The organism is Mycobacterium asiaticum DSM 44297 (assembly GCF_000613245.1).
Classification (GTDB): Bacteria; Actinomycetota; Actinomycetes; order Mycobacteriales; family Mycobacteriaceae; genus Mycobacterium; species Mycobacterium asiaticum.
Genome location: NZ_HG964938.1, coordinates 704637 through 713701, shown reverse-complemented (window position 1 = coordinate 713701; position 9065 = coordinate 704637). Strand labels below are relative to the sequence as shown.

Genomic DNA, 9065 nt, shown 5'->3' with positions numbered 1-9065 from the left:
CGGCCCCGCCGCCTGCTGTGGCCCCACCGCCCGCCATCGGTTTCGCATTCGCCGCCTCGGCGCCGGCGTACGCGTTGCCCGCGGAGTTCATCGCTTGGACGAACTGCTGATGCAGATTCGCCGCTTGGGCGCTCATCTGCTGGTACTGCTGCGCATGCGAACCGAACACGTTGGCCATGGCGGTCGAAACCTCGTCAGCGCCGGCGGCCAGCACGCTCGTGGTGGGCAGCGCGGCCGCTGAATTGGCCGCTGTCAGCGATGACCCGATACCCGCCAAATTCGTCGCAGCCTCCGCCAGCAACTGGGGCTGTGTAAACACAAATGACACGGCATCACACCTCGGACATACCGGCGTTCGGAACCTACGAACCGTAAAGCAAAAGCGCTGGTTGGTCGGGTGCTTTTATTCGTCCGCAGTCGAAACGTTATAAGAGTGTTATCGACGACGACGCGGCCGTAAAAAAGCTTTACAACCGATATCAATTCATAAGCGCGCCCGAAGGGATTCGAACCCCTAACCTTCTGATCCGTAGTCAGATGCTCTATCCGTTGAGCTACGGGCGCCGGCATTCTTCAGTTGTCGTCAGGCAGTGGTCTAACAGGTGTTGCCTGGCGGAGGCGAGAGGATTTGAACCTCCGGTCCCCTTTGAGGGGGACAACTCATTAGCAGTGAGCCCCATTCGGCCGCTCTGGCACGCCTCCATGGCCTTCCAAAGGTTACCCGACCCCGGAACCCGGAGCCGCCGGAGGCATAGCGTACACAGCTGCGACATATGCTGTCGAAGTGACCGCCCGCCTGCGGCCCGCGCTGGCGGGGCTGCCCGTTTACGTTCCCGGCAAGACCGTGCCGGGTGCGATCAAACTGGCCAGCAACGAGACGGTGTTCGGCCCGCTGCCCAGCGTTCGCGCGGCCATCGAACACGCCACCGATCTGATCAACCGCTACCCCGACAACGGCTGCGTGCAGCTCAAGGCCTCGCTCGCCCGCCATGTCGGGCCGGGCTTCGCCGCCGAGCACATCGCGGTCGGCTGCGGCTCGGTGAGCCTGTGCCAGCAACTCGTGCAAATTACCGCCTCGGTCGGTGACGAGGTGGTCTTCGGCTGGCGCAGCTTCGAGCTGTACCCGCCGCAGGTCCAGGTGGCCGGGGCCCTGCCCGTCCAGGTGCCGTTGCAGGACCACACCTTCGACCTCGACGCGATGCTGGCCGCAATCACCGACCGGACCCGGCTGATCTTCGTCTGCAATCCCAACAACCCGACATCGACCGTCGTCGACCCGGACGCGCTCACTCGCTTCGTCGAAGCGGTGCCATCGGACATCCTGATCGCCATCGACGAGGCCTACGTCGAATACATCCGCGACGGTATGGCACCCGACAGCCTGGGCCTGGTCCGCGCACACGACAACGTGGTGGTGCTGCGCACCTTCTCCAAGGCCTACGGTCTGGCCGGTCTGCGGGTGGGGTATGCGATCGGGCATCCCGAGCTGATCACCGCGCTGGACAAGGTCTACGTCCCGTTCACCGCGACCAGCGTCTCCCAGGCCGCGGCCATTGCCTCGCTGGAAGCAGGTGACGAACTGTTGGCCCGCACCGACGCGGTGGTGGCCGAGCGGGTGCGGGTCAGCGCCGAACTGCGCGCGGCCGGCTTCACCCTGCCGGATTCGCAGGCCAACTTCGTTTGGTTGCCGTTGGGTCCCCGGACGCGGGACTTCGTCGAACAGGCCGCCGACGCGCTGATCGTGGTCCGCCCCTACGGCAGCGACGGTGTGCGCGTCACCGTCACCGCCGCCCCGGAAGAGAACGACGCCATGCTGCGGTTCGCCCGCAAATGGATTTGAGGAGTCTTGCGATGAGCACGGCCCGTGAGAAGTTCACCGAGTTCAAGGAGCGCGACGGGGACATCCCGGACAGCGAGCTCGACGAGTTCTGGGCATCGCTGGCACCGGCCACCATCGACGGCATGCTCGGGGAATGGCGCGGCGGCGAGTTCGTCACCGGCCACAAGATGAACCACCAACTGGAGAAGGCCGGGTGGTTCGGCAAGACCTTCAAGTCCGCCGTCGACGTCCAGCCGCTGGTGTGTGTGGATGCCGACGGCAACAAGTTCTCCAACCTCAAGATGGGCAACGGCGAGGCCAGCCTGTGGTTGGAGGAGTTCCGCGGCGAGGTGACCGCGACGATGGTCTACGACGGCCAGCCGGTCCACGACCACTTCAAGGTGATCGACGAGGACGCGGTGATGGGCATCATGAACGGCAAGGGCGTCGTACACGACGGCCGCTACTTCTACTTCTATCTCGAGCGGGCCTAGGCCGGGTTGCGGCCGGTGAAGGCGACCAGCCGGTCCAGACCCCGCGCATCGTCGGCCACCTCGACGGGATCGTCGAAGCCGGCCCCGCCCCGCCGTTCGGGCCTGATGAGTTGGTGCGCCAACCCCAGCACGTATTCCGCCAGCGAATCGGGGACCTCGACGTCGCGCCCCAACGCGACCGCGTAATCCCAGGCGTGCACCAGAAATTCCAGCGACAGCACGGCCGCCGCGACCTGTGCCGGCATTTCGTTATCGCCGAGCTGCACGGTGCCGTCCAGGCCATGCCGATGCCAGGCGTCCAGGGTCGGCCGGGCCCGCAGGATGATCTGTCGCTCGACCGAGTCTTCGTCGTCGGGCTCCGGAAGTTCGGCGCCCACCATGCCGCCGATCGCCGTGATGGAGTTCAGCAGGTGCTTGGTCAGCGCCGCCACGTCGAACTCCGTGCAGGGGGTCTGTCGGGTCAGGTCCTCCCGGGCAATGGTCTTGACCACTTCTTCCAGGATCCCCAGTGTCAATTCCGCGCTGCGTAGCTCGTCGTTTGGCGGAGAATCGGGTCCGGGGCGCAAGTCTGCGGGCATATTCGCCACGCTACGGTCTCGGGTATGGGCGAGGCATCTGAACAGGCATACGAATCTGTGACCGTCGAGGTCAAAGACCGGGTCGCACAGGTGACGCTGATCGGACCGGGCAAGGGCAATGCGATGGGTCCCGCGTTCTGGGCAGAGTTGCCCGAGCTGTTCGCCGCGCTCGACGCCGACCCCGAGGTCCGCGCCATCGTCCTGACCGGATCGGGCCGCAACTTCAGCTACGGCCTGGACGTGCCGGCCATGGGTGGCTCGTTCACGCCCCTGTTGTCCGGCGAAGCGCTGGCCGGCCCGCGGGCGGTGTTCCATCGCGAGGTCAAGCGCATGCAGGCCGCCATCACCGCGGTCGCCGACTGCCGCACACCCACCATCGCCTCGGTGCACGGCTGGTGCATCGGCGGCGGCGTCGACCTGATCTCGGCCGTCGACATCCGCTACGCCAGCGCCGACGCGAAGTTCTCGGTGCGCGAGGTCAAGCTGGCCATCGTCGCCGACGTCGGGAGCCTCGCCCGCCTGCCGCTGATTCTCAACGACGGACACCTGCGCGAACTGGCTTTGACCGGTAAGGACATCGACGCCGCCCGCGCCGAGAAGATCGGCCTGGTCAACGACGTCTACGACGACGCCGAGGCCACGCTGGCCGCCGCGCACGCCACCGCCGCCGAGATCGCCGCCAATCCCCCGTTGACGGTGCACGGCATCAAGGACGTGCTGGATCAGCAGCGCACCTCGGCGGTGTCGGAGAGCCTGCGCTACGTCGCCGCCTGGAACGCGGCGTTCCTGCCGTCGAAGGACCTCACCGAGGGCATCTCCGCGACGTTCGCCAAACGCCCGCCGCAGTTCACCGGCGAATAGCGCTGAACCACAGCGCAATAGCCAGCCAGCCCGTCGAGATCGCCAGTCCGGCGAATTCCAGCCACCCGACGGTTTGGCCGGCGCGGTGGTTGGTGTCGATGAGGTGGCTGAGGGCGTGCAGCGCCCAGTGCGCCGTCGCGAACGCCAGCGCGGGGACTCGCCAGGACGGCCACCGCAGGGCCGCGAGCAGCATGAGGCCGAGCGGCAACTCGAATGACGCGTTGTCGAAGATGTAGTGGGTGTTGCGGATCCCGAAGGCGCCGAGAGTGTCGAAGAAAGTCTCGGGTGCCAGCCACTGGAATAACCCCAGGCCGACCGAGTAGGCGCCGAACACGAGCAGGATCACCTCGACGTAGCGCAACCGGGCGGCCATGCCTGTAAAGCTAGGCTGTCGGCGATGACGTCAACACCCGATGGCCGGATCCGTGTGCCCGACGACCTGGACGCCGTCACGGCGATCGGCGAAGAAGACCACTCCGAAATCGGCAGCGCCGCCGTCGAACGGATCTGGCAGGCCGCGCGGCACTGGTACCGGGCCGGCATGCACCCCGCCATCCAGCTGTGCCTCCGGCGCAACGGCCGGGTGGTGTTGAACCGGGCCATCGGGCACGGCTGGGGCAACGCCCCCACCGACGAACCCGACGCCGAAAAGATTCCCGTCACCACAGACACCCCGTTCTGCGTGTATTCGGCGTCCAAAGGGATCACCGCGACCGTCGTCCACCTGCTCGTCGAACGCGGGGTCTTCGACCTCGACGACCGGGTCTGCGAATACATCCCGAGCTACACCAGCCACGGCAAGGACCGCACCACGATCCGGCACGTGCTGAACCACAGCGCGGGCGTCCCGTTTCCCACCGGACCCCGTCCGGACCTCAAGCGCGCCGACGACCACGAATACGCCCAGGAACAGCTGGGCAAGCTGCGTCCGCTGTACCGGCCGGGTCTGGTGCACATCTATCACGCGCTCACGTGGGGGCCGCTGATGCGGGAGATCGTCTACGCCAGCACCGGCAAGGACATTCGCGACATCCTGGCCAGCGAAATCCTCGAGCCACTGAACTTCCGGTGGACCAACTTCGGCGTGGCAAAGCAGGACATTCCCCTGGTTGCGCCCAGTCATCCGACCGGCAAGCCGTTGCCACCGGTGATCGCCGCGATCTTCCGCAAGGCGATCGGCGGGACGGTGCACGAAATCATCCCGTACACCAACACCCCGGCGTTCCTGACCACCGTGGTGCCCTCGTCCAACGGCGTTTCGACCGCGGACGAGCTGTCGCGGTTCGCCGAGATCTGGCGCCGCGGCGGCGAACTCGACGGCGTACGGATCATCAGCGCGGAACGCATGTACAACGCCGTGCAGGAGGCCCGACGGCTGCGGCCGGATTTCGCGGTGGGACTGCAGCCGGCCCGGTGGGGCACCGGCTTCATGCTTGGCACTGACCGCTGGGGTCCGTTCGGGCGCAACGCTGCGGCCGCGTTCGGAAACCTCGGGCTGGCCAACATCGCGATCTGGGCGGACCCGGCGCGCGGTCTGGCGGGTGGCGTGATCAGCAGCGGGAAGCCCGGCAAGGACCCCGAGATCAAGCGGTACACCGCGCTGATGGACACCATCGCCGCGTCGATCCCGCGGGTGTGAGCGTTTGTCGGTGGACTAGGCGGGCATCCATCGAAACATGGATTCCGAACGCTTCCGAAAACTGCTGAACACCCCCGGACCCTTTGCCTCCGTCTACTTCGACGACTCACACGACAGCCATGACGCCGCAGCTCAACTCGACCTGAAGTGGCGCGCGGTGCGTGAGGAACTCGAGCGGCAGGGCGCAGACGAATCCGTCGTCGAAGAGATCGAGCGCGCCGTCATGGATCTGCAGCCGCCGATCGGTCGCAGCGGACGGGCGGTCGTGGCCGGCCCTACCGGCGTCCTGATCAACGAGCATTTGGTGCGCCCGCCCGCCGCCACCGTGACACGGGTGTCGCAACTGCCCTACCTGGTCCCGGTCCTCGAACTCGGCATGGACGAGCCGAATTACGTGCTGGCGATCGTCGACCACACCGGCGCCGACCTGACCGTCCGCGACAACAACGGGCTGCGCTCGGAGACGGTCGACGGCGGCGGCTACCCCGTTCACAAGGCCGCCGGCGCCGAGACCGCCGGATACGGCGACCCGCAACCGCGCACCGAGGAGGCCGCCCGCAAGAACATGCGCGCCGTAGCCGACCGCATCGCCGAGCTGACGGACCAAACCGGCTCCGAGGCGGTCTTCCTGGTCGGCGAGGTGCGGTCCCGCAGCGACCTGCTGGCGGAACTGCCCGAGCGGATCGGCGAGCGGGCCGTGCCCCTAGAGGTCGGCGCGCGGCACAGCGGGCACGACTTCGACGAGGTGCAACGCGAGATCGAAACCTGGTTCGCCAAACGGCAATTGCAGATCCTCGAAGACGCCGCCGAGCGATTCACCGCCGAGGTCGGGCGGCAATCCGGACTGGCCGCCGAAGGGTTGGATGCCGTGTGTTCGGCGTTGCGGCAGGGGGCGGTCGAGACGCTGATCGTTGGGGACATCGGCGATGCCACGGTGGTCGCCGACGAGGGATTGACCACCGTAGCGCCGAACGAAAACGTGCTGTCCGAACAGGGCGCCGCACCCGACAAAACGTTGCGCGCCGACGAGGCGCTGCCGCTGTTCGCCATCTCGGTCGGAGCGTCGCTGGTACGCACCGACGAGCGGATCTCGCCGGCCGACGGCATCGCCGCGGTGCTGCGCTACGCGCCGACGCTGCACTAGCTTGGGGCGTCGCTTAGTCGCGAGCGTGCACAAAATGCCGGCCGCGGCGGCGTGTCGCTGTACCGACACGCACGCTCGCGGCCCCAGAAAATTTGCGGTGGCGGAGGGATTTGAACCCCCGGACGGTTTTAGCCGTCTCTCGCTTTCAAGGCGAGTGCATTAGGCCGCTCTGCCACGCCACCCGAACATCGGTAAGGCAAGGGTAGCGGTGCCGGTAGCGTGACCGACATGCGTGCCATCGTCGCCGAATCCGCCGAACAGTTGGTCTGGCAAGAGGTCCCGGATGCGTCCGCCGGGCCGGGAGAGGTGCTGATCAAGGTCGCCGCGGCCGGCGTCAACCGTGCGGACGTGCTGCAGGCAGCGGGCAAGTACCCACCCCCGCCGGGCGCCAGCGAGACCATCGGCATGGAGGTGTCCGGCGTCGTCGCCGACGTCGGTGCGGACGTGACGCAATGGAGCGTCGGACAGCAGGTGTGCGCGCTGCTGGCCGGCGGCGGCTACGCCGAGTACGTCGCCGTCCCGGCCGGCCAGGTCATGCCGATCCCGGCACCCGTCGAGCTGGTGGACGCGGCCGGGATACCTGAGGTGGCGTGCACGGTCTGGTCCAACCTGGTGATGACCGCACACCTGGGCCCCGGCCAGCTGCTGCTGGTGCACGGCGGGGCCAGCGGCATCGGAACCCACGCCATCCAGGTGGCGCGGGCCCTCGGCGCCCGGGTGGCGGTTACCGCCGGATCACCGGAAAAGCTGGAACTGTGCCGTGAGCTGGGCGCTCAGCTCACCATCTCCTATAAGGACGAGGATTTCGTCGCCCGCCTCAGGCAGGAGACCGACGGAGCCGACGTGATCCTCGACATCATGGGCGCGGCCTATCTGGACCGCAATATCGATGCGCTGGCCCCCGACGGACAACTGGTCATCATCGGCATGCAGAGCGGGGTCAAGTCCGAGATCAACTTGGGCAAGCTGCTGGCCAAGCGGGCGCGGGTCATCGGCACCACGCTGCGGGCCCGCCCGGTCAGTGGCCCGAACAGCAAGAGCGCGGTCGTGAGCGCGGTGATCGCCTCGGTATGGCCGATGTTCGCCAGCGAGCAGGTCCGGCCGATCATCGGAAAGCGATTGCCAATCCAGCAGGCCGCGGAGGCGCACCAGCTGCTTCAGTCCGGCGGCACCTTCGGAAAGATTCTGCTGACGGTCTAGTTCCCTGCGCGAGCGGGCTAACGGAACCTAACCGAGCGAGGCGAGCGCGCGCACCAACTGATCGACCTCGGCCATCGTCGAGTAATGCGCCAATCCGATGGTGACCGCGCCACCAATGTCGTTGACGCCGAGCACGTCGAGTACGCGGGAGTTGGCGTTGGCGATCGCCAAAATCCCGTTGTCCGCCAACCGCTGCACCACCCGGTCGGCGGGCACCTCGTTGACGGCGAAGCTGACCACCGGTATCCGCGCCTCCGGACGGCCGAGCAGGATGACCAGCGGCAGCGACCGCAACGACGTCATCAGGTAGTCGTAGATCCGGTTCAGATACGCCGAGGCGGAGTGCATCGACACCGACAGCCGCTCACGCCGGGTCCCGCGCGCAGACTCGTCCAGCGACGCCAGGTATTCGACGCTGGCTACCACACCGGCCAGGAAACCGAACTGATGCACGCCAACTTCCAGGCGCCCGGGGCCGGTGGCATAGGGGTTGGTCGAGACGGAGCTGAACGTGTTGATCAGCGCCGGCTCCCGGAACACCATCGCCCCGATCGGCGGTCCGCCCCAGCCGACCGCGTTCACCGCCACCACGTCGGCGTCGGTCTCCTTGATGTCGATAAGCCGATACGGCGCCGCGGCGGAATGGTCGACGACCACCAGCCCGCCGACGTCGTGTACCAGCTTGGTCATCGCGCGCAGGTCGGTGACCGCCCCCAACGTCCCCGACGCCGACGTGACCGCCACCAGGCGGGTCGCCTTGTTGATCAGGCTTTCCCACTGCCAGGTCGGCAGCTCACCCGTCTCGATATCGACTTCGGCCCACTTGACCTTCGCCCCGTACCGGTGCGCCGCGCGCAGCCACGGGGCGATATTGGCCTCGTCGTCCAAGCGGCTGACGACCACCTCGTAGCCCAGCCCGGACCGCGCGGAAGACGCCTCGGCCAGTGAGGACAGCAGCACCGCCCGGTCCGCACCCAGCACCACGCCGCTCGGGTCGGCGTTGACCAGGTCGGCCACCGCCTCGCGGGCCGCCTCCAGCACCGCCGCGCTGCGCCGGGCCGACGGGTGGGCGCCCACGGTGCTGGCCGCGGACCGGCGGAAGGCAGTCGAGACGGTGGTGGCCACGGAATCGGGGATCAGCATGCCCTCGGGTGCGTCGAAGTGCACCCACCCGTCACCAAGCGACGGGTGCAGTCCACGCACCCGGGCGACGTCGTAGGCCATGCCAGCCACCTTAGAGCTATTGCGTGCTTCGAAAGCTACGGCCATTTTCGAGGATGGGTGCCGGTGGCGGGTGCGCCATGGACGTGCCAGCCGTCACGGCCCTCCG

General features: G+C 67.4%; 10 protein-coding genes and 3 tRNA genes. 6 read left to right on the top strand and 7 right to left on the bottom strand.

The window, feature by feature from the left end:
- From BN972_RS27845 to BN972_RS22150, 3 genes are all read right to left on the bottom strand, one after another.
- Nucleotides 1-328: PE family protein (locus BN972_RS27845; RefSeq protein ID WP_080697082.1), on the bottom strand; the 328-nt coding region annotated here is incomplete at its 3' end.
- Between the two features lie 163 nt (nucleotides 329-491).
- Nucleotides 492-564: transfer RNA gene (locus BN972_RS22155), tRNA-Arg, on the bottom strand.
- Between the two features lie 46 nt (nucleotides 565-610).
- Nucleotides 611-702, bottom strand: a tRNA-Ser gene (locus tag BN972_RS22150).
- Between the two features lie 82 nt (nucleotides 703-784).
- Between BN972_RS22150 and BN972_RS22145 the strand changes: the two genes are divergently transcribed.
- Both BN972_RS22145 and BN972_RS22140 read left to right on the top strand, forming a co-directional pair.
- On the top strand, nucleotides 785-1840 hold the full coding sequence (locus BN972_RS22145; protein WP_036362591.1) for a pyridoxal phosphate-dependent aminotransferase: 1056 nt from the start codon (nucleotides 785-787) through the stop codon (nucleotides 1838-1840).
- An 11-nt stretch (nucleotides 1841-1851) separates the two neighbouring features.
- Nucleotides 1852-2313 carry a DUF4334 domain-containing protein gene (locus BN972_RS22140; RefSeq protein ID WP_036362589.1) on the top strand — a complete coding sequence of 154 codons (462 nt, stop codon included), beginning with the start codon at nucleotides 1852-1854 and terminating at the stop codon, nucleotides 2311-2313.
- Here BN972_RS22140 and BN972_RS22135 read toward each other — a convergent pair.
- On the bottom strand, nucleotides 2310-2891 hold the full coding sequence (locus BN972_RS22135) for a TIGR03086 family metal-binding protein (RefSeq protein ID WP_036362587.1): 582 nt from the start codon (nucleotides 2889-2891) through the stop codon (nucleotides 2310-2312). The two genes, BN972_RS22140 and BN972_RS22135, sit on opposite strands and share 4 nt — an antisense overlap.
- A gap of 24 nt (nucleotides 2892-2915) precedes the next feature.
- On the opposite strand from BN972_RS22135, the gene BN972_RS22130 reads away from it, so the two are divergent.
- Nucleotides 2916-3752: a crotonase/enoyl-CoA hydratase family protein gene (locus tag BN972_RS22130; RefSeq protein WP_036362585.1), complete on the top strand. Its 837-nt coding sequence runs from the start codon at nucleotides 2916-2918 to the stop codon at nucleotides 3750-3752.
- Here the strand turns inward: BN972_RS22130 and BN972_RS22125 are convergent.
- The gene (locus tag BN972_RS22125) at nucleotides 3739-4125 is read right to left on the bottom strand and encodes a hypothetical protein (protein ID WP_036362583.1); all 387 of its coding nucleotides are present in this window, start codon (nucleotides 4123-4125) and stop codon (nucleotides 3739-3741) included. The two genes, BN972_RS22130 and BN972_RS22125, sit on opposite strands and share 14 nt — an antisense overlap.
- Before the next feature lie 24 nt (nucleotides 4126-4149).
- Between BN972_RS22125 and lipE the strand changes: the two genes are divergently transcribed.
- A complete protein-coding gene (lipE, locus tag BN972_RS22120) occupies nucleotides 4150-5391 on the top strand; it encodes a lipase LipE (RefSeq protein WP_036362580.1) in 1242 nt (413 codons plus the stop codon).
- 37 nt (nucleotides 5392-5428) lie between these two features.
- Nucleotides 5429-6535: an Rv2629 family ribosome hibernation factor gene (locus tag BN972_RS22115; protein WP_036362577.1), complete on the top strand. Its 1107-nt coding sequence runs from the start codon at nucleotides 5429-5431 to the stop codon at nucleotides 6533-6535.
- A 95-nt stretch (nucleotides 6536-6630) separates the two neighbouring features.
- Here BN972_RS22115 and BN972_RS22110 read toward each other — a convergent pair.
- A tRNA-Ser gene (locus BN972_RS22110) sits at nucleotides 6631-6717 on the bottom strand.
- A 46-nt stretch (nucleotides 6718-6763) separates the two neighbouring features.
- On the opposite strand from BN972_RS22110, the gene BN972_RS22105 reads away from it, so the two are divergent.
- Entirely contained in the window at nucleotides 6764-7735 is a 972-nt protein-coding gene (locus BN972_RS22105; protein WP_036363707.1) for an NAD(P)H-quinone oxidoreductase, read from the top strand.
- A 27-nt stretch (nucleotides 7736-7762) separates the two neighbouring features.
- On the opposite strand, the gene BN972_RS22100 is transcribed toward BN972_RS22105, so the two are convergent.
- A complete protein-coding gene (locus BN972_RS22100; RefSeq protein ID WP_036362565.1) occupies nucleotides 7763-8959 on the bottom strand; it encodes a cysteine desulfurase-like protein in 1197 nt (398 codons plus the stop codon).
- Nucleotides 8960-9065 lie beyond the last annotated feature (106 nt).

What these genes read in the sequence shown, in the direction of transcription:
- BN972_RS22105 (WP_036363707.1), top strand. Translation starts at nt 6,764, where the DNA reads ATGCGTGCCATCGTCGCCGAATCCGCCGAACAGTTGGTCTGGCAAGAG.
- BN972_RS22100 (WP_036362565.1), bottom strand. Translation starts at nt 8,959, where the DNA reads ATGGCCTACGACGTCGCCCGGGTGCGTGGACTGCACCCGTCGCTTGGT.
- BN972_RS22115 (WP_036362577.1), top strand. Translation starts at nt 5,429, where the DNA reads ATGGATTCCGAACGCTTCCGAAAACTGCTGAACACCCCCGGACCCTTT.
- BN972_RS22130 (WP_036362585.1), top strand. Translation starts at nt 2,916, where the DNA reads ATGGGCGAGGCATCTGAACAGGCATACGAATCTGTGACCGTCGAGGTC.
- BN972_RS22140 (WP_036362589.1), top strand. Translation starts at nt 1,852, where the DNA reads ATGAGCACGGCCCGTGAGAAGTTCACCGAGTTCAAGGAGCGCGACGGG.
- BN972_RS22125 (WP_036362583.1), bottom strand. Translation starts at nt 4,125, where the DNA reads ATGGCCGCCCGGTTGCGCTACGTCGAGGTGATCCTGCTCGTGTTCGGC.
- BN972_RS22135 (WP_036362587.1), bottom strand. Translation starts at nt 2,891, where the DNA reads ATGCCCGCAGACTTGCGCCCCGGACCCGATTCTCCGCCAAACGACGAG.
- lipE (WP_036362580.1), top strand. Translation starts at nt 4,150, where the DNA reads ATGACGTCAACACCCGATGGCCGGATCCGTGTGCCCGACGACCTGGAC.